The sequence below is a fragment of the Leisingera sp. ANG59 genome, assembly GCF_013317235.1.
GTDB lineage: Bacteria > Pseudomonadota > Alphaproteobacteria > Rhodobacterales > Rhodobacteraceae > Leisingera.
This window is the reverse complement of sequence record NZ_WLCM01000005.1, coordinates 137,226-158,262: the sequence shown is the minus strand read 5'-3', so window position 1 is coordinate 158,262 and position 21,037 is coordinate 137,226. Positions and strand designations below refer to the sequence as shown.

The following is a 21,037-nucleotide window of genomic DNA, read 5'->3' as shown; positions in this document are numbered from 1 at the left end:
GATAACGCCGCTCAGCCCAGTTTGTCCACCAGGTCTGCCAGTGCGCCCAGATCGGCGATTTCCGTGTAGCGCGGGCTGTGCTCCGGCGCTTCGGCGTGCTCGACCTCCCAGACCAGCCCGTGCGGCACATAGGTGCCCCAGCCGCCGGCCTCGATCACCGGCACCACGTCGGAGCGCATCGAGTTGCCGACCATCATCGCGCGGTCCGGGCCGTCGCCATGGCGGCTGAAAATGTCCATGTAGACTGCCGGCGTCTTTTCCGACACCACCTCGACCCCGTCGAACAGCTCGCCCAGGCCGGACTGTGCCAGCTTGCGCTCCTGATCCAGCAGGTCGCCCTTGGTGATCAGCACCACCTTGCAGCGGCTCGCAGCAGCCTCCACCGCCTCCCGTGCATGCGGCAGCAGTTCGATCGGGTAGGACAGCATCATCTGGCCGGCGGTGATCAGCTCTTTGATAACCGGGGCGGGCACCCTCTCGCCGGTCACTTCGATCGCGGTTTCGATCATCGACAGGGTAAACCCCTTCACCCCGTAGCCATAGCGCCCCAGGTTGCGTTTTTCAGCCTCCAGCAGCTGCCGTTCCAGCTGCTCCGGGCCGACGTCCGCGGGGGTGTGATCCTGCAGCAACTCGGCAAACCGTTCCTGCGTGACGCGGAAGAACCGTTCGTTGTGCCAGAGGGTATCGTCGGCATCAAAGCCGATTGTTGTCAAATTAGGTGTCAATCTGCCGGTCTCTGTCTCTTTTCCTCTACGCCATAGACGCTATATAAGCGTCACAGTTAATTCCACGTATCACTGGATCAAATTGCCTATGCCGCTGCTGCCGACAATGATGACCGATCATTCTGACGACGACACGGAATCCGGCGTTCTGACCAAGACACGGCCCAAGACCAAGCGCCCGCCGCGCTACAAGGTGCTGCTGCTGAATGACGACTACACCCCGATGGAATTCGTGGTGATGGTGCTGGAACGCTTCTTCGGCATGACCCACGCGCAGGCGTTTGAGATCATGCTGACAGTGCACAAGAAGGGCGTTGCCGTGGTCGGCGTGTTCAGCCATGAGGTGGCGGAAACCAAGGTGGGCCAGGTGATGGACTTCGCCCGACGCCACCAGCACCCGCTGCAGTGCACCATGGAAAAAGAAGAATAAAGAGGCCCTTAGATGTCTGTCCGCTTGTCCCTGGCCGCCCAATCGGGCGGCTTTGCTGTGCCTGCCGAGGGCCGCATTGCCGTGTTCCACCCGCGCAGCGAACACGATCTGTCGGTGCTGCCCAAGGATCAGGTTCTGATCATCCAGCCGCTCCGCCCGGACCATGATCATTTCGAGGGGCAGGGCTACACCTGCGCGCCCGCACTGGAAGCAGGGGCGGAATACGCTGCCGCCGTTGTCTTCCTGCCACGGGCCAAGGCACTGGCCCGGATGCTGGTGGCTCAGGCCGCTGCCGTCACCGCGGGGCAGGTGCTGATCGACGGCGCAAAGACCGAAGGCATTGATTCGGTGCTGAAGGACCTGCGCAAGCGCTGTGCGCCCTCCGCGCCGGTCTCCAAGGCGCATGGCAAGGTGTTCTGGATCGAGGGCGGCACCGATCTGTCCGATTGGCTGCCCGACGGACCGCAGCAGGTCGAGGGCTTCATCACCGCCCCGGGCGTGTTCTCGGCGGACGGCATCGACCCGGCCTCCCGCATGCTGGCGGCGGCGCTGCCGCAGAAACTGGGCCGCTGCGTGGCCGACCTCGGCGCGGGCTGGGGCTATCTCTCGGCGCAGGTGCTGCAGCGCGAGGGCGTCGAAGAACTGCATCTGGTTGAGGCCGACCATGCCGCACTGGCCTGTGCCCGCCTGAATGCAGCGGATCCGCGGTCGCATTTCCACTGGGCTGATGCCCGCACATGGAAGGCGCCGGGCGTGGTGAACACCGTGGTGATGAACCCGCCGTTCCACAGCGGCCGCGCAGCCGAACCCGCGCTGGGGCAGGCCTTCATCGCCTCGGCCGCTTCCATGCTGGCCGCCAGCGGCAGCCTGTGGATGGTAGCCAACAGGCACCTGCCGTATGAGACCGCGCTGGCGGAAAAATTCGCCCAAGTGCGCGAGGAGGGCGGAGACAACCGCTTCAAGATCCTGCATGCAGCCAAGCCGAAGCGCGGGCGCAAGTAACCGCGCGCGGGGCGCAATGGCGGTTTCCAAACCGGCAGACGCGGTCTAACGTGCGGGCCAAATGCCATAGGGGAGCACCCTTTCATGTCCTTTTCCATTTCCGGAAAAACTGCCATTGTGACCGGCGCCGCCAGCGGCATCGGCTTGGCGATCGGCAAGCAGTTCGCCGATGCCGGCGCCAATGTGATGTTTGCCGACATGCACGAAACCCAGCTGGTTGATGAGCTGGGAGAGCAGGCCGACGAAAGCAATATCCGCTATTTCGCGGGCGATCTGCGCGAGCGGCTGACTATTGCCAACCTGCTGTCGGCCACCATCGACGCCTTTGACGATATCGATATTCTGGTCAACGGAGCGCGGCAGGTTGTGGCCACCGATGCGCTGGATCCGCAGGACCAGACTCTGGACCAGCTCCTGAACCAAAGCCTGCTGCCGTCGGTGCGCCTGTCCCAGCAGGTTGCCAAGCGGATGATCAAGCAGGCGGAGGAACGCGAAAACGACGCCGGCCCGCTCGGCAGCATCATCAACCTGTCATCGATTGCGGCCCGCCGCACCCACCCGGAACTGATGGCCTATTCGGTGGCGTCTGCCGCGCTGGACCAGGTCACGCGATCTTTGGCGGTGGCGCTGGCGCCGCACCGGATCCGGGTCAATTCGATTGCCTTTGGTTCGGTGATGAGCGCCTCGATGCAGGAGACCCTCAAGGAAAACCGCAGTTTCCGCCAGGATATCGAGGCGCACACACCGCTGGGCCGGGTGGCCTCTCCGACGGAACTGACCGAGACGGCCCAGTATTTGGCTTCTGACGCCTCCGGGTTCATGACCGGGCAGGTGCTCACGCTGGACGGCGGCCGCACTCTGCTGGACCCGGTGTCCGCCCCGATGCACTGATTGGACAGACCATTGACTGCTGAAATGAAAGAAGAAAAGGCCCGGGCAGCTGCCTGGTTCCGGGAATTGCGCGACCAAATCGTTGCCGCGTTCGAGGGGCTGGAGGACAGCCACAGCGAGGGCCCGTTCTCGGAAATGGAACCGGGCCGGTTCGAGGTGACGGAAACCAAACGCACCTCGGACGACGGTTCCGACGCCGGCGGCGGGCTGATGAGCGTGATGCGCGGCGGCCGCGTGTTCGAGAAGGTCGGTGTCAACATCTCCGAGGTCTACGGCACCCTTGGTGAGCGCGCGCAGGCAGCGATGGCCGCGCGCAAGGGTATCCCGGGGATGAAGGACGATCCGCGTTTCTGGGCCTCCGGCATCTCGTTGGTCGCCCACATGCGCAACCCGCATGTGCCTGCCGTACACATGAACACCCGAATGTTCTGGACTCCGCACGCCTGGTGGTTCGGCGGCGGTTCGGACCTCAATCCCTGCATCGAATACGATGAAGACACCGCGCATTTCCACGGGCAGCAGAAACGGCACTTGGACCCGCACGGGGCAGAGCATTATCCGCGGCTCAAGGAATGGGCGGATGAGTATTTTTACATCCCCCACCGCCAGCGCGCCCGCGGGGTGGGCGGCATCTTCATGGATGACCGGAACTCCGGCGACTGGGCCGCGGATTTCGCCCTGACCCGGGACATCGGCCGCGCCTTCCTGCCGGCCTTTGTGCCGCTGGTCGAAAAGCGCCGGGTGCAGGCTTTCGATGAGGCCGACAAGGACGCGCAGCTGATTCACCGCGGCCTCTATGCGGAATACAATCTGGTCTATGACCGCGGCACCAAGTTCGGGCTGGAAACCGGCCACGATGCCAACGCGGTGCTGATGAGCCTGCCGCCGCTGGCCAAGTGGGTCTGACCCGGCAGTTTTCCTCGAAATCGCAGCGCGCCGCTCCCAGCGGCGCGTTTTTTCTTGCGGCGGATTTATGCTGATCTGCGTCCTTCGGGGCGCGACTTTGCTCCGCCCTGCGCTAAGATGAAACTCAACAGGCAAAGAAAAGAGCAGTTGTAACGAAACGAGGCAGGGAGCACATCACATGCGCAGACTGGTTCTTGGGGCATTGGCATTGGCACTGGCATTGGCGGCGGGCTGCGGCAGGCCGCCGGAAAGGGATGCCGGCGCGCCGGCGGTCACCCGCACTGAACCTGCCAACGCGCGGCTTGCAGGGCTTTCCACCTATCCCCGTTTCGGCGACCGCGACCCGCATGACTGGGAAGGCCGCAAGCCCTGGTCCTACCCGGTCCACGGCATTGACGTCTCGCGCTATCAGGGCGACATCGACTGGCACAGAGTACGCCGCTCCGGCGTATCCTTCGCCTATATCAAGGCAACCGAGGGCGGCGACCACGCTGACGCCAAGTTCCGCGAAAACTGGCGCGGCGCGCGTGCGGCGGGACTGAAGCACGGCGCCTACCACTATTACTACTTCTGCCGCCCGGCGGCGGAGCAGGCCCGCTGGTTCATCCGCAATGTGCCAAAGGACGCAAACGCGCTGCCGCCGGTGCTGGACATGGAATGGAACCACCGCTCCCGCACCTGCCGCACCCGGCCTGACGGCGCCACTGTCCGGGCCGAGGCGCGCAAGTTCCTCAGCATCCTGGAGCGCCACTACGGCAAGCGCCCGGTGGTCTACACCACGGTGGATTTCTACCGCGACACCGGCATCGGGCGGCTCAGCGGCACCGAGTTCTGGCTGCGCTCCGTCGCGGGCCATCCGCAAAAGGTCTACCCGGGCAAGGCTTGGAGCTTCTGGCAGTATTCCGGCACCGGCCAGGTGCCGGGGGTGGCGGGCGACGTCGACCTCAACACCTTCCGCGGCAGCCCGGAGAGCTGGCTGAGGTGGTCCGGTCAGATTTGAACTGTTTCGAAGGCGCTCATTGGGCTGGGCAAAAGGCTCTTAGTTTTTCCAGTCGAAGAAGCCCTTGCCGGCCTGTGCCAGCAGTTTGGCTGCCATCTCCCGGCCCAGCTCCGCGCCGTCCTCGACTGCACAGGTCTGGTCGTCATTGATCGCCTCCGACCCGTCCGGCCGCAGCACCTCGCCGCGCAGGCGCAGGGTGGGGCCGTCCAGTTCCGCCAGCCCGGCAATCGGCGTCTCGCAGGAGCCGTCGAGCGCCGCCAGGAACGCCCGCTCCGCCGCCAGCCGCTTGCCCGTCTCATGGTCATGGATCGCCGCCAGCATGTCGCCCGCGCGGCTGTCATCCGCGCGCCGTTCGATGCCGATCGCGCCCTGCGCCACCGCGGGCAGCATGTCGCTGGTCTCGATCGGAGTGGCAGGCACATCCGCCATCGCCAGCCGGTTCAGCCCGGCCATCGCCAGAAAGGTGCACTCCGCCACGCCCTCGGACAGCTTGCGCAGCCGGGTCTGCACATTGCCGCGGAACTCCACCACCTTCAGGTCCGGGCGGCGGTTCAGCAGCTGCGCCCGGCGGCGCAGCGACGAAGTGCCGACCACCGCGCCTTCAGCCAATTCATGCAGTGACTTCAGCGACGGCGAGATAAAGGCATCCCGCACATCCTCGCGCGGCAGATAGGTGCCCAGCAGCAGCCCCTCGGGCTGGGCCACCGGCATGTCCTTCATCGAATGCACCGCGATGTCGATGGCGCCCGACAGCAGGTCCTCTTCGATCTCCTTGGTGAACAGCCCCTTGCCGCCCAGCTCCTTCAGCGGCTTGTCCGCCGCAATCAGCGCCTGATTGTCGCCGGTGGTCTTGATCACCACGATCTCGAACGCCTCCTGCGGCAGATCGAAGGCGGCGGCGAGGCGGCTGCGGGTCTCATACGCCTGGGCCAGCGCCAGCGGCGATCCGCGGGTGCCGATCTTCAGGGGCGAAGCGGGGGAGGGCAGAGTCAGTGTCATGCAGAAAGCCTTAAATCAGATTGCGCCCCGGAGGAAACCGGTTTTTGCGCATCTCACACGGGCGCCGCGCGCGGACTTTGACATAGGACAAGGCGCGTTTGCCCGGGGCGCGGCAGATCGCCCCTGCTCTTGACATTCGCCTTCGCAGGCGTGACCTCAGGGGCGAACGATAGCGAGGATGACCATGGCCGGACAAAAGAAGCTGCTGCGCGCATTGGCGGGTGAAAAACAGGATGTGCCGCCGATCTGGATGATGCGCCAGGCGGGCCGCTATCTGCCGGAATACCGCGCCACGCGTGCCGAGGCCGGGGATTTCCTTTCGCTCTGCTATAACTCCGATCTGGCCGCCGAGGTGACCCTGCAGCCGATCCGCCGCTACGGGTTCGACGCGGCGATCCTGTTTGCCGACATCCTGCTGGTGCCGCAGGCGCTCGGCGCCGATCTGTGGTTCGTGACCGGCGAAGGCCCGCGGCTCTCGACCATCACGACTGATGCGGACTTCGCCAAGCTGGGCCCGGCGTCCGATATCCACGAGACGCTGAACCCGATCTATGAAACCGTCCGCATCCTGTCGCGCGAGCTGCCCGCGGAAACCACGCTGATCGGCTTCGCCGGCGCGCCCTGGACCGTTGCCACCTATATGATCGCGGGCCGCGGCACCCCGGACCAGGGGCCCGCGCACGCCCTGCGCGAGGGAAATACCGCCCTGTTCGAGGCGCTTCTGGCGCGCATCACCGAGGCCACCATCGACTACCTCTCCAAGCAGATCGAGGCCGGCGCCGAAGTGGTCAAAATCTTCGACAGCTGGGCCGGCTCGCTGAAGGGCGAAGCATTCCGGAAATACGCGCTGGAGCCTTGCCGCCAGATCACTGCGGCGCTGAAGGAGCGCCACCCGGGCATCCCCGTCATCGGCTTCCCGCGCGAGGCGGGCGAGAATTACGTGGGCTTCGCCAAGGCAACCGGCGTCGACTGCGTGGCGCTGGACAACTCCGTGGATCCGGTCTGGGCTGCCGCCAACGTGCAGGCGGACGGCTGCGTGCAGGGCAACCTCGCCTCCCGCCACATGGTGACTGGCGGGCAGGATCTGGTCAATGAAMCCCGCCGCATCGTCGAGGCATTCAGGAACGGCCCGCATATCTTCAACCTCGGCCACGGCATCACCCCGGATGCCAACCCGGACAATGTGCAGCTGATGATCGACACGGTCCGCAACGGCTGATCTTGTGTTATCAAATAAGATGCGGCAATAGCCGCATCTTCGGATACATCCAGAGGTCTCACGATGGACTACAGCAGAATGGGCGGTGCCCGCATGGGCAGCAATAAGCCCCGTCATTCGGAACATAATGCCAAGGGCACCAAGAAGAACCCTTTTGGCAAGCAGTCGGACAAGACTGAACTGCTCAAGCGTATGAAAGCCGCGGCTGAAAAGGCTAAGAAAGAAGACTGACCCTACCGGGCCAGTTCCGCCAGGATTTCCTCCGTGTGCTGGCCGCGCCGGGGGATTTCCGGCGGCGTCCAATCCGGCTGGCCGGAAAACCGGGGGGCAGGGGCGGCTTGCAGCACGCCGTCCTCCTCCAACCAGGCACCGCGCGCGTTCATCGGATGCGCCAATGCTTCCTCCGGGTTCAGAACCGGGGCAACGCAGGCATCCGATCCTTCAAACAGCTCCGCCCAGTGGCTGCGCGGCTGGCTGGCAAAGATCCCGGCAAGGCGGCCGGTCAGGGCAGGCCACTTGGTTTTGTCGAACTGCTGCTGAAATTCAGGATCTTCCGCCAGCCCCAGCTTCTCCAGAAACAGCGCATAGAACTTCGGCTCCAGGCATTGCACCGAGACATAGCCGCCATCGGCGCAGGCATAGGTGCGGCACCAATGCGGCCCGTCGAGCAGGTTTGCTCCACGTGTGACGCCAAAGTTTCCGGCCTGGCGGATGCTCATCAGGAGGTTCATCATATGGGCCGAGCCGTCATAGATCGCGGCATCCACCACGCAGCCCTGTCCGGTGGTCCTGGCCTTTAGGATGCCTGCCAGTATCCCGGCCACCAGATACATCGCCCCGCCGCCGATATCGCCCACCAGCGTGGCTGGTGTCAGCGGTGCATCACCGGCGTTCGAGGCGTACCACAACGCCCCCGACAACGATATGTAATTGAGGTCATGCCCCGCAGCATGGGCCAGCGGGCTATCCTGGCCCCAGCCGGTCATCCGGCCATAGACCAGGCCTGGGTTCACTGCGTGGCACTGCTCGGGCCCCAGCCCTAGCCGCTCCATCACACCCGGGCGGAAACCTTCGATCAGCCCATGTGCGGTTTCGGCAAGTTTCAGGAAGGTTCCGGCATCGCCCGGGTTCTTCAGGTCGAGCGTGATCGACCGTTTGCCCCGGTCCAACAGAGAGTTTTCCGGCATCCCCGGTGTACGCCCGGTGTACCGGCGGTGCACGCAGATCACCTCCGCCCCGAGGTCGGCCAGCGTCATCGCGGCAAAGGGGCCGGGGCCCAGGCCTTCGACTTCCAGAATGCGAACCCCTTGCAGCATTTGGCCTCTCCTTTTGCTCTCCGGCACGGCCAGTCTGCGGCGGCTTAAGCGCTTCCGGCAAGCCGCTGCCGGAATTTCCGTGGCGGCATTCCGGTGCCCTTGGCAAAGACCCGGCTGAAATGCGCGGGTTCGTTGAACCCCAGTTCATAAGCGATCTGGGCAGCCGTCAGATTGGTGTAAATCAGCAGCCGCCGCGCCTCCCGCAGCACCCGGTCATTGACCAGGGCGGAGGCCGGCTGTCCGGTGGCCTGCCGGGCAATGCGGTTCAGGTGTGTTGGTGAAACAGCCAGCTCCGCCGCATATTCCGCCAGCGGGCGGCGCAGGCGGAAATCCCGCTCCACCAGCGCCTCGAAGCGGGCAAACAGCGGGCTGGCAGCGGAATGCGAGGCGGCGTCCTGACCGGCGGCGATGGCGCGTGCAGCCGCCGCGGTGAGCGAAAGCGCCAGCCCGCGCAGCATCTGCGCCCGGCCGAAGTCGCGGTGGCCATACTCGTTGAAAAGCTGCTCTGCCAGATCCTGAAGCCCCTCCGGCAGCGCTAGAACGGCGGGCAGGTCCAGAACGGCCCGGACCCCTTCGCCCGCCGTCAGGTTCTGGTCCAGCAGGTCGGAGGCCAGGGTAATCACCCAGCCGCTGGTGCCCGCGCCAAACCGGAACCCATGCACCACGCCGCGCGGCACATTGATCAGGCAGGGCGGGTGAAGGGAATGGCTGATACCGTCAATTTCCGCCGCCCCGCCGCCGCTGGTCAGGATCAGAAGCTGATGAAGCCTGGCATGCCTGTGCGGCCGCAACTCCCAGTCATGCAGCTCCGAACGCGCACGGATCGTCTCTATGTGCAGCACATCAGCCAGTTCAGCGGTTTCGCCGAACAGGTTGTAGCTGTTTATGCTCGGTGAACGTGTCATGTTTGATATGTACAAGTATTGGCGCGCTTGGTCCATTCGCAGGCACCAGCGGTTGGTGCATAATCCTTATCGCACGAATACAATCAAACGATCAGGGGGGCGCGCATGCCCACGCATCAGACACAGGTTGTCATCATCGGCGGCGGGCCTTCGGGGCTGCTGCTGTCGCAGCTCCTGCACCGCAAGGGGATCACCTCGATCGTGCTGGAGAAGCACACGCGGGAGCACGTGCTGGGCCGCATCCGGGCAGGCGTGCTGGAGCATGGTTTCGTCAACCTGATGCGCGAAGCGGGCTGCGGTGAACGCATGGACCGCGAGGGGGAAATCCACGAGGGCTTCCATATCGCCCATCAGGGGCAGCTGGACCGGATTGACCTGGCAAAGCACACTGGCAGCGACACGGTGATGGTCTACGGCCAGACCGAAGTGACGCGAGACCTTTACGAGGCGCGGGATGCGATGGGCGGCATGGTCATTCACGAGGCGCAGAATGTGCAGCCGCAGGCGCTGACCGAAGCGCGCCCCTATGTGACCTGGGACCATGGCGGCGAGGCCAAGCGGGCTGAGTGCGACTTCATTGTCGGCGCCGACGGCTTTCATGGGGTCAGCCGCAAGTCGATACCGTCCGATGTGCTGAAAGAGTATGAGAAGGTCTATCCCTTTGGCTGGCTGGGGGTTCTATCGGAAACACCGCCAGTGGCTGAGGAACTGATCTATGCCCGCCATGAGCGCGGCTTTGCCCTGTGTTCGCTTCGCAGCCGGGTGCTGAGCCGCTACTACATCCAGGTGCAGTTGACCGACCGCGTGGAGGATTGGAGCGATGCGGCGTTCTGGGAGGAGCTGAAACGGCGGCTGCCGCAGGACGTGGCGGCTGGCCTGCAGACCGGGCCTTCGATCGAGAAATCCATCGCCCCCCTGCGCAGCTTCGTGGCCGAGCCGATGCGGTACGGCAATCTGTTCCTGGCGGGTGACGCAGCCCATATCGTGCCGCCCACCGGCGCCAAGGGGCTGAACCTGGCGGCATCCGATATTCACTACCTCTACCATGGGTTCCTGGACCACTACCTGAACGGCGATAGTGCCAGGCTGGACGGCTATTCGGAAAAGGCGCTGGCCCGGGTCTGGAAGGCGGAGCGGTTCAGCTGGTGGATGACCAACCTGCTACACCGGGCGCCGGAGGGGTCGGAGACAGACCTGCGGCTGCAGCGGGCCGAACTGGACTACCTGTTTTCCTCAGAGGCGGCACAGGTGTCGCTGGCGGAAAATTACGTCGGGCTGCCCTACTGAGGGCGCTGTCCTGCGGCTGATCCGGTCATCGGGCGAGCGAACGGCACCCGCGGCTTTGCCCGGCAAAGCCGCGGGCCCGGCGCCGCGCTGGCGCGCGGCGCTGCAGCACGCGGCCGCGTGCTGCCCGGCCCAACGCTGGCCCAAGGGCGGCGTCAGCCGGCCGCCAGGGCGGGGGCGGGAGCACCCCACGCAACGGTAAGCTTCTGCCGGATGCCGCGCGGGGTTTCGGCCAGATCCAGCAGCGCCGCACCGAAATCGGCAAAGGAAATCTGCGAGTTGCCCTTTGCATCGGTGACCAGCGTGTCGGTGCCGAAGCGGTAGCTGCCGGTCTGCGGCCCCTCCGTCAGCATCGCGGGCGGGCGCAGGCAGGTCCATTGCGCCTCTGTTTCCGCCTCCAGCAGCGCGTCCTGCGCGGCGCAGGCCTCTGCAATCGGGCGGACGCTGCCGGGCAGGAAGCCCGGTGCGCTCAGCACCGTGTGGCCGCTGCCGTCTGCCAGTTTCAGCGTTGCGGCGCCGCCGGTGACCAGAACCGGGATCCCGGCTTGCCGTGCCGCCGCCAGCGCAGTGCGGGTCAGCGGCACCATGTCCGGCTCGCGCCCAGCGGGCGGGCGCAGGGTGCTGATGGCCAAATCGTGGCCCGCGGCGGCGTCTGCTGCAGCTTGCGGCTCTGCCAGCAGATCCAGTGCCAGCGGTGTCACCAGCGGGCTGATCGCCGCCAGGGCCTGCGGGCGGCGTGCAACCGCGGTGACCTGGTGGCCGCGGGCAACGGCCGCCTGCAATGCTGCACCGCCGGCGTCTCCGGTGGCGCCAAAGAGAATGATCTTCATGGTGTGCTCCTGTGTTGGCTTTGCATTTATCTTGATGTCGAGATAATGGCGCAAAATCTTGACGTCAAGATAAAATCGGCTAAACCGCCGCCGGCAAGAAAGCCGGGAGCGGCCGCAAGATGCCAGAATGTCACTGCAGGCTTGGCAGGGGCGGAGCAGGGGGCTAGGTCTGGAACAGTCCGCAAGCAAGCGCCAGGGAGGCTTCACCATGCAGATGAGTGACCAAAAAGAGATCGCCGCTGACCCCGCAACCGTCTATGCGGCGCTGCTGAGCCCGGAGGTGCTGCAGGCCTGCGTGCCCGGCGCGCAGGAAGTGGTCGGCACGCCGGAAGACGGGTTCGAGGCCACGGTCACTCAGAAGGTCGGGCCGGTCAAAGCCACCTTCAAGGGGAAGGTTACGCTGTCGGATCTGGCTGCAAACGAGAAGCTGACCATCTCCGGCGAGGGCAAGGGCGGCGCGGCGGGATTCGCCAAAGGCGGTGCGGTGGTGACGCTGGCGCCGTCGGAAACCGGCACATTGCTGTCCTATGACGTGGAGGCCAAGGTCGGCGGCAAGCTGGCGCAGCTGGGCAGCCGGATCATCGACGGCTTTGCCAAGAAGATGGCGGATCAGTTCTTTGCCAACCTGCAGGCGCATCTGGCGCCGGAAGAGGAAAGCCAGGATGGCGATACAGCGGAAGAGGGTGAAGAAAAGAAGGGCTGGTTCAGCAAGGTGACAGGGCGCGGCTGACCCCTGCACTGGCGCACAGGCCATTCTGCGGACCGATCCACGGCGCAGGGCTGGCAGATGCGGCAGACCGCCGCTAGGGTGGCCCGGATTTGAGACCATCCCGGAGGCATCATGGCAGCGATCCTGTCCATCCGCGATCTGCGCAAAACATACGATGGCGGCTTCCAGGCGCTGAAAGGCGTCTCGCTGGATATTGAAGAAGGTGAAATCCTGGCACTGCTCGGCCCCAATGGCGCGGGCAAGACCACCCTGATTTCAACCATTTGCGGTATAACCACCGCGACTTCCGGCAGTGTCAGCGTTGGCGGGTTCGACAATGTCGGCCAGTTCCGGCAGGCGCGTGCCCTGATCGGGCTGGTGCCGCAGGAGATCACGCTGGAGCCCTTCACCAAGGTTCTGGACACGGTCACCTTCTCCCGCGGCCTGTTCGGCAAGCCTGCCAGCCCGGCGCTGGTGGAAGACGTGCTGCGCAAACTGTCTCTGTGGGAAAAGCGGGACAGCCGGATCATGGATCTTTCGGGCGGCATGAAAAGGCGCGTGCTGATCGCCAAGGCGCTGGCGCATGAGCCGCGCATCCTGTTTCTGGATGAGCCGACCGCGGGTGTCGACGTCGAATTGCGCAAGGACATGTGGGGGATCGTCCGCGAGCTGAAGGCGGACGGGGTCACCATCATCCTGACAACGCATTACATCGAGGAAGCCGAAGCGATTGCCGACCGGGTCGGGGTCATCACCGGCGGTGAGCTTCTGCTGGTCGAGGAGAAGGAGCAGCTGATGGCCCGGATGGGGCAGAAGCAGCTGGAGGTGCAGCTGACCGCACCGGTCACCGCGATCCCTGCGGCGCTGGCGCAGCACAACCTGCAGATCGTCAACGGCGGCGATGCGCTGCTTTACACATATGACACCCGGGCGGAACGGACGGGCATCACCACGCTTCTGAACGATGTGGCGGAGGCCGGTCTGGTGCTGGCAGACGTGCAGACCCGCGAATCCAGCCTGGAGGACATCTTTGTCGGCCTGGTTTCAGGCGGAAAAGCCTCAGGCGGGGCTGTTTCGGGAGATGCAGCATGAACTGGACAGCAGTTGCCACCATCTACAGGGCGGAAATGGCGCGGTTCTGGCGCACCTTCCTGCAAAGCTTCATCTCGCCGGTTCTGTCCACGTCGCTGTACTTCGTGGTGTTCGGCAGCGCCATCGGCAGCCGCATTCAGGAGGTCGACGGGGTCGAATACGGCGCCTTCATTGTGCCGGGGCTGGTGATGCTGTCGGTGATCACCCAGAGCATCTCGAACGCCTCCTTCGGGATCTACTTCCCGAAATTCATCGGCAATATCTATGAGATCCTGTCGGCGCCGATCAATTTCCTTGAGGTGGTCGCGGGATTCGTCGGCGCGGCGGCAACCAAGTCGCTGTTCATCGGCACCGTGATCCTGTGCACGGCGTCGCTGTTTGTCGATCTGTCCATCCAGCACCCGCTGGCAATGGTGGCGTTCCTTGTGCTGACCTGTCTCAGCTTCTCGCTGATGGGCTTCATCATCGGCATCTGGGCGGGGAACTTCGAGCAGCTGCAGCTGGTGCCGCTGCTGGTGGTGACGCCGCTGGTGTTCCTGGGCGGGTCTTTCTATTCGATCTCGATGCTGCCGCCGGTGTGGCAGACGATCACCCTGTTCAACCCGGTGGTTTATCTGGTGTCCGGCTTCCGCTGGGCCTTCTTCGGCCAGGCGGATGTGCCGGTGCTGCTGAGCCTCGGTGCAATCGGCGGCTTTACCCTGGCCTGCATGGCAGTGATCTGGTGGATCTTCAAAACCGGCTGGCGCATCCGGGCCTGATCCGGGCATTGCAGGCAAGACAAAGCGCTCCCGCCCGCTCCGGACACCCGCAGGGCGCCCGTCACGGTTGGGCCCGGCACGCGTGCCGCGTGCCGGGTGTTCCGCGGGCAGCTAGGTGCAAGCGCCGCGTGACTTGATGGTAAGGCGGCAGCTGCAAGCTGCAGGACTGGCGGGCAGGAGAGCATCCGGGCTATTTGCAGGCGCAGACCAGCGTTGCAATTATGCCCGCGGCGGGGCGGTTTTTGCATTTCACGCCAATTCCCAATACCGCGCACCTTGTTTCACCCCGGGCGGCCCTCTACATCGGCGCCATGAGATTTCGCCTGCCTTTCCTGAAAAGACAGCCGCTGGTGGCAGTCGTGCGCCTCAATGGCGCCATCGGCATGCCAGGCCGCGGCTCCCTCAGCGATACCGCGCTGGCCCCGGTGCTGGAGCGCGCCTTCCGCAAGGGCAAGCCCGCCGCGGTGGCGCTGGAAATCAACTCTCCCGGCGGCTCGCCGGTGCAAAGCTCGATGATCGGCGCCCGCATCCGCCGCCTGGCCGAGGAAATGAACATCCCGGTCTATGCCTTTGTCGAGGACGTGGCCGCTTCCGGCGGCTACTGGCTGGCCGCGGCTGCGGATGAGATCTGGGCCGACGCCAGCTCCGTGCTGGGTTCGGTCGGGGTCATATCGGCTGGCTTTGGCGCCCATGTGCTGCTGGCCCGCCAGGGCGTGGAGCGGCGGGTTTATACCGCGGGGGAGAGCAAGTCCATGCTGGACCCGTTCCGTCCGGAGAAGCCCGAGGATGTCAAACGCCTCAAGGTGATCCTGAACGACATCCACGCCAACTTCATCGACCATATCACCGAACGCCGCGGGTCCAAGCTGCACAGCGATGAAGACCTGTTCACCGGCGAGATCTGGCTGGCGCGCCGGGCCGAGGAGCTGGGGCTGATCGACGGCATCGGCCATCTGAAACCCAAAATGCAGGAACGGTTCGGCGAGAAGGTCCGCTTCCGCCGCTACGGCCTGAAAAAACCGTTCTGGAGCCGCTTCGGCATGCAGGTCGCGCAGGACGCGCTGGCCGGGATCGAGGAGCGTGCCGAATACGCGCGTTTCGGTCTCTGACGTGCTGTTCAAGATCGTTGCAATCTTTCTGGTGGTGATGGCTGTGCTTGCGATGTTCGGCAAGCTGCGGTTTCCCGGCCAGAAGCAAATCAATTCCAGGCGCTGCCCGTCATGCGGCCGGTTCAAGATCGGCAAGGGGCCGTGCGCCTGTAGAAAAGGAGATCGTGGCAAATGATGCCATGGCTGTACTCGGCGCTTGGTCTGGTGATCCTGCTGCTGGCGGGTGACGCGCTGGTGCGCGGTGCGGTGAACCTCAGCCTGCGGCTAGGGGTGCCTGCGCTGATCGTGAGCCTTACCATCGTGGCCTTCGGCACCTCGGCGCCGGAGCTGCTCATTGCCATCAGTGCTGTGCATGAGGGGGCAGACGGTATCGCGCTGGGCAACGTGGTGGGCTCGAACACCGCCAATATCCTGCTGGTGCTGGGCATTCCCGCACTGATGCGCGCCCTGCACACCAGCGAATGCAGCACCCGCAAGAACTACATATTCATGCTCGGGGCCTCCGTGCTGTTCATCGGGTTGGCCTTCTGCGGCACCTTCACCATCTGGTCCGGCCTGATTCTGCTGGCCGCGCTTGCCGGGGTGCTGGGCATAGCCTTTCACGAGGCACGCAACCACCGGCGCAACGGCAAAGGCTGTGCCGCGGATACGGACCTGGAAGAGATCGAGGAAGCCGACCCGGACATGCCGTACTGGCGGGTCTGCATCTATCTGCTGCTGGGCCTGATCGGCCTGCCGCTGGGGGCTGACCTGCTGGTGGACAATGCCAGCATCATTGCGCGCACCTATGGGATCAGCGAAACCGTGATCGGCCTGACACTGGTGGCGATCGGCACTTCGCTGCCGGAGCTGGCCACTACCGTGATGGCGGCCCTGCGCCGCCAGGCCGATGTGGCGTTGGGCAATGTGATCGGTTCCAACATGTTCAACCTGCTGGCCATCATCGGCATTGCCACCTTTGTCGGTCCGATCAGCGTAGACCCGGAGTTCCTGCGGTTCGACCTGTGGGTGATGCTGACTGCCTCGCTGCTGCTGATCCCTTTTGTCTTCTTCAAGCAGGACATCACCCGCATCTGGGGCGGCATTCTGACCGTGCTGTATCTGGCCTATCTCTTCGTCCTGTTCTAACTCTGTTTCAACGGCAGCAGCAGGGAGGCGCAGATGCGGGCATTGGTGACCGGAGCGGGCAGGCGGCTGGGCCGGGCCATGGCGCTGGAACTGGCGGCGCGGGGGTATGACGTGGCTGTGCATTATGCCACCTCGGCGGAGGAAGCTGAGGCGGTGGCGTCGCAGATCAGCGCGATGGGCCGTCAGGCTGCGGCATTGCAGGCGGATCTTCAGAAGGAGGATCAAACACAGCCTCTGCTTCCGCGCGCGTCCGAGGCGTTGGGTGGACCCATCACTTGCCTTGTAAACAATGCCTCCGTGTTCGAGCATGATACCCTGTGCACGGCAACCCGAGGCAGCTGGGACCGGCATCTGGACAGCAACTTGCGGGCCCCTTTCGTTCTGCTGCAGGCGATGGCAGCGCAAGAAGTCCCGGTAGAAATGGATGCGGGCGGCGAGCCGCGCGCCTGGGGGCTGGCGGTCAACATGGTCGACCAGCGGGTGCGCAAGCTGACGCCTGAATTCATGAGCTACACCCTGGCCAAATCGGCGCTGTGGACACTGACGCAGACGGCGGCACAGGCGCTGGCCCCGCGAATCCGTGTCAACGCCATCGGCCCAGGCCCGACCCTGCAGGGACCACGGCAGAGCGTGAAGCAGTTCTCCCGCCAGCGCAGGGCTACTATTCTGCAGCGCGGGGCAGATGCAGAAGACGTGACAGCAGCGCTCAGCTACCTGCTGCAGGCCAAGGCGGTGACGGGCCAGATGATTTGCGTGGATGGCGGCCAGCACCTGTGCTGGAGGACCCCGGACAGCGATGGGCTTGAGTGACGCAAACAGCGATAAAACCGCCCCTTTTGCTGCAAGTTTTGCACCGGCTCACCTGCCGTCACGGAAGCGTTACAAAAGTACCTTTCTTTTCAAAACCTTGACAGGTTGCGGGAAAAGTTTCCCATTGAATCAGCAGCTTAGTTCAGCGCCTAAATTTTAGGCATTCGTCCAAAACTGCTCTGAAATAAGAGAAAAGGCGGGATAGCCCAAAGATATCTCCGTAGTTATCCACAGCTTCCGTGGATTTTCCCGCTCTTGATCCTGACAGGCAAACATTGCAGCCAGGGGCAGGGAATCATATGTCTGGGCGCATGATCGACCAGCCTTCCGATACAGCTCCGGATTCGCCTGCACGCACTGGCTATGCAGTGATCCAGGATTATGTGAAAACTCTGGACGCTTCGCCCGGTGTCTACCGGATGCTGGATGCGGACAGCCGGGTGCTCTACGTGGGCAAGGCGCGCAATCTCAAGGCGCGGGTGTCGAATTATACCCGCCCCGGCAACAGCCCGCGGATCGAGCGGATGATCGCGCTCACCGCCTCGATGATGTTCCTGACGACCCGGACCGAGACCGAGGCGCTGCTGCTGGAGCAGAACCTGATCAAGCAGCTGAAGCCCAAGTACAACGTGCTGCTGCGCGACGACAAAAGCTTCCCCAATATCCTGGTGGCCAAGGATCATGCCTTTCCGCAGATCAAGAAACACCGCGGTGCCCGCAAGCAGAAGGGCAGTTATTTCGGCCCCTTCGCCAGCGCAGGCGCGGTGAACCGGACGCTCAACCAGCTGCAAAAGGCGTTCCTGTTGCGCAACTGCTCGGATTCGATGTTCGAGACCCGCACGCGCCCCTGCCTGCAGTACCAGATCAAGCGCTGCACCGCGCCCTGCACCGGGCTGATCAGCGAAGAGGATTACGCCGCCAGCGTGCGCGACGCCGAGCGTTTCCTGTCCGGCCGTTCCACCAAGATCCAGGAGGAGCTGGCGGAGCAGATGATGGCAGCGTCTGAGGCGATGGAGTTCGAGCGCGCCGCCGCGCTGCGCGACCGGATCAAGGCGCTGACCCAAGTGCAGACCTCGCAAGGCATCAACCCGCGCGGCGTGGCAGAGGCGGATGTGATCGGCCTGCACATGGAGGGCGGCCAGGCCTGCGTGCAGGTGTTCTTCATCCGCGCCAACCAGAACTGGGGCAACCAGGATTTCTATCCGCGGGTGGATGCAGACATGAGCCCGGCAGAGGTCATGGAGGCCTTCCTCGGCCAGTTCTACGGCAACAAGGAGCCGCCGCGGCAGCTGATCCTGTCAGACGGTATCGAAAACGCCGACCTGATGGAGGCGGCGCTGAGCGAGAAAGCCGAGCGCAAGGTCGAGCTGCTGGTGCCCCTGCGCGGCGAAAAGACAGAGCTGGTGGCCTTTGCCGTGCGCAACGCCCGCGAAAGTCTCGCCCGCCGCATGGCCGAAAGCGCGACCCAGGCGAAACTGCTGCGCGGGCTGGCGGAGGCCTTTGGGCTGGACGGCCCGCCGCAGCGGATCGAGGTCTACGACAACTCGCATATCCAGGGCACCAATGCGGTGGGCGGCATGATCGTGATGGGGCCTGAGGGCTTCATGAAGAACGCCTACCGAAAGTTCAACATCAAGGGCGACGACCTGGTGCCGGGCGATGACTTCGGCATGATGAAGGAGGTTCTGAACCGCCGTTTCTCGCGCCTCTTGAAAGAGGACCCGGACCGGGACAAGGGCCTGTGGCCGGATCTCTTGCTGATTGACGGCGGCGCCGGCCAGGTTTCGGCGGTGGCGGAGATCATGGAGGAGCACGGCGTGCAGGATATCCCGATGGTGGGCGTGGCCAAGGGCGTCGACCGCGACCACGGCAAGGAGGAATTCTACCGCCCCGGTGAAAACGCCTTTGCGCTGCAGCGCAACGACCCGGTGCTGTATTTTATCCAGCGGATGCGTGACGAGGCGCACAGGTTCGCCATCGGCACCCACCGCGCCAAACGCGCCAAGGCCGTAAGCGCCACGCCGCTGGACGAAGTGCCTGGCGTCGGCGCCTCGCGCAAGCGCGCGCTGCTGGCGCATTTCGGCAGCGCCAAGGCGGTGAGCCGTGCCAATCTGGCTGACCTCAAGGCTGTGGATGGAATATCTGAGGCGCTGGCAGAACGGATTTACGACCACTTCCACGCGCAGGGCTAGGCAGTTGATTTTGGACTAAAAGGAAACCGTGCTGTGCCTGAAGGGCTGCGATTTTCTGCCCGGGGGAATTATTCCCGTCTCGCAGACTGTCAATTCCGTTGTCTATTACACCTATCTGGTGTCAGGAAAAAACACTCCCCCACATTGCCAAGAGCATCAAGAAGAGCGGGCCGAGAAACCCCAGCGACAACAAGAAAGTGGCCTTTCTCACCACCACGGAATTGGAATGCCTGACCGCCACGGGCAAAAACGAGGCGGACGGTAGGCCCAAGATTGACAAGAAATCCGGTTGGTTCGAGGCGACGGTACAGGTCTCAGCGCTGAAGCTGACTTTGCATACGGCGTCCAAATGCCCGAAACGCTCTGATAGCGGGCCGCCGCCGCAGGCGCTGATCGAATGCTGCCGTTTCTATGCCTGCTGCCTGGACCATGAGGCGCAGCATTTAGATAAGGCCAAGAAGGAATGCGAGAAGATCGCCAAGGAGTTGAACAAGCTTACGGGGAAAGGCCTGGCTGACACTGAGGCGGACGCGCTGGGGATGGCCAAGGAAGATCGGATGCGCGAGAAAGACAAAGACTTCGTAGTCGACCGGTACCGGCTGAGCGAGATGCACCGGACGTTCCGCCACTCAAGCCTCCGTGGCGAATAATATAGGGCGCTGCCGTATCCCTCCGAAGGAAGAAGAGAACACGCCTCGCTTGTGCATTGGTCTGATTACCGCCTGCCGCCGCGGCTTCGCGGTGCCCAGCTATTACCGAATTTTAGCCAAGCCCGCTTTCCACTTTTGAAACAGCCGGATAATGTGCGCGGCATGAAGTGGACTCTGCCCAATATCCTCACGCTGCTGCGGCTGGTCGCAGCACCCGGCCTGGCCGTGATGTTCCTGTATTTCACCCGGCCCTATGCGGACTGGTTTGCCTTGCTGCTGTTTGTGACTGCAGCGGTCACTGACTGGTTTGACGGCTACCTGGCGCGGGCCTGGAAGCAGGAAACCAAGATGGGCGCGATGCTGGACCCGATTGCCGACAAGGCGATGGTGGTGATCGCGCTAATGATTCTGGTGGGATACTCCGCCGAGCACTGGACACCCTGGCTGGTGCTGCCGGCCACGGTGATCCTGTTCCGTGAAGTGTTCGTTTCGGGCTTGCGTGAATTCCTCGGCGACACCGCCGGCACGCTGAAGGTGACCAAGCTCGCCAAGTGGAAGACCACGGCCCAAATGATCGCCATTGCCACGCTTTTCTCGCAGGGCATCTTCGAGCACTATCTGGTGATGTCTTCCTTTGGTATGGATCAGGCGCTGATCGACCAGATCATGACGGGGCAAGTTTCTGATGAGATGGGCCTGCGCTGGAAGTTTGACGGCATGGTCTGGACCGGCCGCGTCGGGCTGTGGCTGCTTTGGATTGCCGCGGGCCTAACGGCTATCACCGGGATCGACTACCTGCGTAAGGCGATGCCGCATCTGAAGGAGGCGCACTGATGGATGTTCTGTATTTCGCCTGGGTGCGCGAGCGCATCGGCCTGCCGCGTGAGCGGGTGGAAACGACTGCCGCCACGGTCGCGGATCTGGTCGAGGAGTTGCGCGGGCGCGAAGACCGCTACGCCGCCGCCTTTGCCGATCTGTCGGCGTTGCGGGTGGCGCTGGACCAGGAGCTGTCGGAGTTTGACGCCCCCCTGGACGGCGTACGCGAGGTGGCCTTCTTCCCACCGATGACAGGGGGGTGAAGC

At 64.0% G+C, this 21,037-nt stretch carries 23 protein-coding genes and 1 pseudogene; 19 read left to right on the top strand and 5 right to left on the bottom strand.

All coding sequences use genetic code 11. From position 1 onward, the window contains the following. Positions 1–11 precede the first annotated feature (11 nt). Positions 12–725: an HAD family hydrolase gene (locus GKC28_RS07150; RefSeq protein ID WP_174146219.1), complete on the bottom strand. Its 714-nt coding sequence runs from the start codon at positions 723–725 to the stop codon at positions 12–14. Positions 726–831: 106 nt separating this feature from the next. Between GKC28_RS07150 and clpS the strand changes: the two genes are divergently transcribed. From clpS to GKC28_RS07125, 5 genes are all read left to right on the top strand, one after another. Beyond that, positions 832–1,155, top strand: coding sequence for an ATP-dependent Clp protease adapter ClpS (clpS, locus tag GKC28_RS07145; RefSeq protein WP_036762377.1), 324 nt, complete (start codon positions 832–834; stop codon positions 1,153–1,155). 12 nt (positions 1,156–1,167) lie between these two features. Beyond that, complete coding sequence (locus tag GKC28_RS07140) at positions 1,168–2,157, top strand: methyltransferase (RefSeq protein ID WP_174146217.1); 990 nt, start codon at positions 1,168–1,170, stop codon at positions 2,155–2,157. Positions 2,158–2,241: 84 nt separating this feature from the next. Then, complete coding sequence (locus GKC28_RS07135; protein WP_174146216.1) at positions 2,242–3,048, top strand: SDR family NAD(P)-dependent oxidoreductase; 807 nt, start codon at positions 2,242–2,244, stop codon at positions 3,046–3,048. Positions 3,049–3,072: 24 nt separating this feature from the next. After that, on the top strand, positions 3,073–3,954 hold the full coding sequence (gene hemF, locus GKC28_RS07130; protein WP_174146215.1) for an oxygen-dependent coproporphyrinogen oxidase: 882 nt from the start codon (positions 3,073–3,075) through the stop codon (positions 3,952–3,954). A gap of 178 nt (positions 3,955–4,132) precedes the next feature. Continuing rightward, positions 4,133–4,954, top strand: a complete 822-nt coding sequence (locus GKC28_RS07125; RefSeq protein WP_174146214.1) for a GH25 family lysozyme — start codon at positions 4,133–4,135, stop codon at positions 4,952–4,954. A 39-nt stretch (positions 4,955–4,993) separates the two neighbouring features. On the opposite strand, the gene hemC is transcribed toward GKC28_RS07125, so the two are convergent. Next, positions 4,994–5,953 carry a hydroxymethylbilane synthase gene (gene hemC, locus GKC28_RS07120; protein ID WP_174146213.1) on the bottom strand — a complete coding sequence of 320 codons (960 nt, stop codon included), beginning with the start codon at positions 5,951–5,953 and terminating at the stop codon, positions 4,994–4,996. Between the two features lie 184 nt (positions 5,954–6,137). Between hemC and hemE the strand changes: the two genes are divergently transcribed. Both hemE and GKC28_RS07110 read left to right on the top strand, forming a co-directional pair. Further along, positions 6,138–7,172, top strand: a complete 1,035-nt coding sequence (hemE, locus tag GKC28_RS07115; protein WP_174146212.1) for a uroporphyrinogen decarboxylase — start codon at positions 6,138–6,140, stop codon at positions 7,170–7,172. Positions 7,173–7,235: 63 nt separating this feature from the next. Next, entirely contained in the window at positions 7,236–7,403 is a 168-nt protein-coding gene (locus GKC28_RS07110) for a hypothetical protein (RefSeq protein ID WP_174146211.1), read from the top strand. 2 nt (positions 7,404–7,405) lie between these two features. Here GKC28_RS07110 and GKC28_RS07105 read toward each other — a convergent pair whose 3' ends face one another. Next, entirely contained in the window at positions 7,406–8,488 is a 1,083-nt protein-coding gene (locus tag GKC28_RS07105) for a CaiB/BaiF CoA-transferase family protein (protein WP_174146210.1), read from the bottom strand. 44 nt (positions 8,489–8,532) lie between these two features. Then, positions 8,533–9,393: a helix-turn-helix domain-containing protein gene (locus GKC28_RS07100; RefSeq protein ID WP_254604174.1), complete on the bottom strand. Its 861-nt coding sequence runs from the start codon at positions 9,391–9,393 to the stop codon at positions 8,533–8,535. A gap of 105 nt (positions 9,394–9,498) precedes the next feature. Here GKC28_RS07100 and pobA point away from each other — a divergent pair, with 105 nt between their 5' ends. Beyond that, positions 9,499–10,680, top strand: coding sequence for a 4-hydroxybenzoate 3-monooxygenase (gene pobA, locus GKC28_RS07095; RefSeq protein ID WP_174146208.1), 1,182 nt, complete (start codon positions 9,499–9,501; stop codon positions 10,678–10,680). Positions 10,681–10,832: 152 nt separating this feature from the next. Here the strand turns inward: pobA and GKC28_RS07090 are convergent, their stop codons facing one another. Further along, complete coding sequence (locus tag GKC28_RS07090) at positions 10,833–11,507, bottom strand: NAD(P)-dependent oxidoreductase (RefSeq protein ID WP_174146207.1); 675 nt, start codon at positions 11,505–11,507, stop codon at positions 10,833–10,835. Positions 11,508–11,715: 208 nt separating this feature from the next. Between GKC28_RS07090 and GKC28_RS07085 the strand changes: the two genes are divergently transcribed. The 11 genes and pseudogenes from GKC28_RS07085 (at position 11,716) to moaD (ending at position 21,034) form a co-directional block, all read left to right on the top strand. Next, positions 11,716–12,237, top strand: coding sequence for a CoxG family protein (locus tag GKC28_RS07085; protein WP_174146206.1), 522 nt, complete (start codon positions 11,716–11,718; stop codon positions 12,235–12,237). Positions 12,238–12,348: 111 nt separating this feature from the next. Then, on the top strand, positions 12,349–13,308 hold the full coding sequence (locus GKC28_RS07080; RefSeq protein ID WP_174146205.1) for an ABC transporter ATP-binding protein: 960 nt from the start codon (positions 12,349–12,351) through the stop codon (positions 13,306–13,308). Continuing rightward, the gene (locus GKC28_RS07075; RefSeq protein ID WP_174146204.1) at positions 13,305–14,066 is read left to right on the top strand and encodes an ABC transporter permease; all 762 of its coding nucleotides are present in this window, start codon (positions 13,305–13,307) and stop codon (positions 14,064–14,066) included. The genes GKC28_RS07080 and GKC28_RS07075 overlap by 4 nt, the downstream gene beginning before the upstream one ends. 311 nt (positions 14,067–14,377) lie before the next feature. Then, on the top strand, positions 14,378–15,175 hold the full coding sequence (locus GKC28_RS07070; RefSeq protein ID WP_174146203.1) for a S49 family peptidase: 798 nt from the start codon (positions 14,378–14,380) through the stop codon (positions 15,173–15,175). 1 nt (position 15,176) lies between these two features. Beyond that, positions 15,177–15,350: a hypothetical protein gene (locus GKC28_RS07065; protein ID WP_174146202.1), complete on the top strand. Its 174-nt coding sequence runs from the start codon at positions 15,177–15,179 to the stop codon at positions 15,348–15,350. Beyond that, on the top strand, positions 15,347–16,303 hold the full coding sequence (locus tag GKC28_RS07060) for a calcium/sodium antiporter (protein WP_174146201.1): 957 nt from the start codon (positions 15,347–15,349) through the stop codon (positions 16,301–16,303). Before GKC28_RS07065 ends, GKC28_RS07060 begins: the two co-directional genes overlap by 4 nt. 30 nt (positions 16,304–16,333) lie before the next feature. Then, positions 16,334–17,113: pseudogene (locus GKC28_RS07055) on the top strand (SDR family oxidoreductase); the annotation flags it as partial. Between the two features lie 299 nt (positions 17,114–17,412). Beyond that, positions 17,413–19,305, top strand: coding sequence for an excinuclease ABC subunit UvrC (gene uvrC, locus GKC28_RS07050; RefSeq protein ID WP_174146199.1), 1,893 nt, complete (start codon positions 17,413–17,415; stop codon positions 19,303–19,305). 197 nt (positions 19,306–19,502) lie between these two features. Beyond that, a complete protein-coding gene (locus GKC28_RS07045; protein WP_174146198.1) occupies positions 19,503–19,955 on the top strand; it encodes a hypothetical protein in 453 nt (150 codons plus the stop codon). 162 nt (positions 19,956–20,117) lie between these two features. Next, positions 20,118–20,789: a CDP-diacylglycerol--glycerol-3-phosphate 3-phosphatidyltransferase gene (pgsA, locus tag GKC28_RS07040; protein WP_174146197.1), complete on the top strand. Its 672-nt coding sequence runs from the start codon at positions 20,118–20,120 to the stop codon at positions 20,787–20,789. After that, on the top strand, positions 20,789–21,034 hold the full coding sequence (gene moaD / locus GKC28_RS07035; RefSeq protein ID WP_174146196.1) for a molybdopterin converting factor subunit 1: 246 nt from the start codon (positions 20,789–20,791) through the stop codon (positions 21,032–21,034). The genes pgsA and moaD overlap by 1 nt, the downstream gene beginning before the upstream one ends. Positions 21,035–21,037 lie beyond the last annotated feature (3 nt).

What these genes read in the sequence shown, in the direction of transcription:
- pobA (WP_174146208.1), top strand. Translation starts at nt 9,499, where the DNA reads ATGCCCACGCATCAGACACAGGTTGTCATCATCGGCGGCGGGCCTTCG.
- GKC28_RS07075 (WP_174146204.1), top strand. Translation starts at nt 13,305, where the DNA reads ATGAACTGGACAGCAGTTGCCACCATCTACAGGGCGGAAATGGCGCGG.
- clpS (WP_036762377.1), top strand. Translation starts at nt 832, where the DNA reads ATGATGACCGATCATTCTGACGACGACACGGAATCCGGCGTTCTGACC.
- GKC28_RS07135 (WP_174146216.1), top strand. Translation starts at nt 2,242, where the DNA reads ATGTCCTTTTCCATTTCCGGAAAAACTGCCATTGTGACCGGCGCCGCC.
- hemF (WP_174146215.1), top strand. Translation starts at nt 3,073, where the DNA reads ATGAAAGAAGAAAAGGCCCGGGCAGCTGCCTGGTTCCGGGAATTGCGC.
- uvrC (WP_174146199.1), top strand. Translation starts at nt 17,413, where the DNA reads ATGTCTGGGCGCATGATCGACCAGCCTTCCGATACAGCTCCGGATTCG.
- GKC28_RS07070 (WP_174146203.1), top strand. Translation starts at nt 14,378, where the DNA reads ATGAGATTTCGCCTGCCTTTCCTGAAAAGACAGCCGCTGGTGGCAGTC.
- GKC28_RS07100 (WP_254604174.1), bottom strand. Translation starts at nt 9,393, where the DNA reads ATGACACGTTCACCGAGCATAAACAGCTACAACCTGTTCGGCGAAACC.
- GKC28_RS07090 (WP_174146207.1), bottom strand. Translation starts at nt 11,507, where the DNA reads ATGAAGATCATTCTCTTTGGCGCCACCGGAGACGCCGGCGGTGCAGCA.
- pgsA (WP_174146197.1), top strand. Translation starts at nt 20,118, where the DNA reads ATGAAGTGGACTCTGCCCAATATCCTCACGCTGCTGCGGCTGGTCGCA.
- GKC28_RS07125 (WP_174146214.1), top strand. Translation starts at nt 4,133, where the DNA reads ATGCGCAGACTGGTTCTTGGGGCATTGGCATTGGCACTGGCATTGGCG.
- GKC28_RS07085 (WP_174146206.1), top strand. Translation starts at nt 11,716, where the DNA reads ATGCAGATGAGTGACCAAAAAGAGATCGCCGCTGACCCCGCAACCGTC.
- GKC28_RS07110 (WP_174146211.1), top strand. Translation starts at nt 7,236, where the DNA reads ATGGACTACAGCAGAATGGGCGGTGCCCGCATGGGCAGCAATAAGCCC.
- GKC28_RS07140 (WP_174146217.1), top strand. Translation starts at nt 1,168, where the DNA reads ATGTCTGTCCGCTTGTCCCTGGCCGCCCAATCGGGCGGCTTTGCTGTG.
- GKC28_RS07060 (WP_174146201.1), top strand. Translation starts at nt 15,347, where the DNA reads ATGATGCCATGGCTGTACTCGGCGCTTGGTCTGGTGATCCTGCTGCTG.
- GKC28_RS07105 (WP_174146210.1), bottom strand. Translation starts at nt 8,488, where the DNA reads ATGCTGCAAGGGGTTCGCATTCTGGAAGTCGAAGGCCTGGGCCCCGGC.
- GKC28_RS07080 (WP_174146205.1), top strand. Translation starts at nt 12,349, where the DNA reads ATGGCAGCGATCCTGTCCATCCGCGATCTGCGCAAAACATACGATGGC.
- hemC (WP_174146213.1), bottom strand. Translation starts at nt 5,953, where the DNA reads ATGACACTGACTCTGCCCTCCCCCGCTTCGCCCCTGAAGATCGGCACC.
- moaD (WP_174146196.1), top strand. Translation starts at nt 20,789, where the DNA reads ATGGATGTTCTGTATTTCGCCTGGGTGCGCGAGCGCATCGGCCTGCCG.